This window comes from Pseudomonas sp. 43(2021) (genome assembly GCF_017490805.1).
Taxonomy (GTDB): domain Bacteria; phylum Pseudomonadota; class Gammaproteobacteria; order Pseudomonadales; family Pseudomonadaceae; genus Aquipseudomonas.
The window spans coordinates 1-528 of the sequence record NZ_JAFGYJ010000251.1 but is presented as its reverse complement, the minus strand read 5'-3'; the positions used below and the strand labels follow the sequence as shown (position 1 = coordinate 528).

The 528-nt window shown below is 51.3% G+C and carries 1 pseudogene; it reads left to right on the top strand.

Going from position 1 to position 528, the window contains the following annotated elements:
* Window positions 1–253: 253 nt before the first annotated feature.
* Window positions 254–528, top strand: a pseudogene (locus J5M71_RS27030) (isochorismatase family protein); the annotation flags it as partial.

Genomic DNA, 528 nt, shown 5'->3' with positions numbered 1-528 from the left:
TCAAGGTGGGAGCGAATTAGCCGCAGATGATGTGCACTTGCAAAAGCAGCTTGGCAGGCGTTTTTCGGGCATTTAACTGAACCCCGCGAACGCGGCTGAACAATGCTGCATTCGTAAATTCAAGGGGCTTTTCGGCACCCCTGAACTCGTCCGGAAAGTGGCTTTTAGCCCTACCAGGACGGGTAGCGTTCTGATTGCGCAGCCACGCATAACGCCGCTTTCGTATTGCTCTACTTACCAAAGGAAATCCGCCATGTCCAACAAGTACTTTGAAATACTGACCCCGCAAAACAGCCAAGTGATTTTCATCGACCACCAGCCCCAAATGGCCTTTGGTGTGCAGTCGATAGATCGGCAGGTGCTGAAAAATAATGTCGTGGGGTTGGCCAAGGCTGCCAAAGCGTTCGGCATACCTACCACCATCACGACTGTGGAAACCGAGGGTTTCTCTGGCAATACATACCCTGAGTTGCTAGCGGTATATCCGCAGAACAAAATCCTCGAACGTACTTCAATGAACTCCTGGGA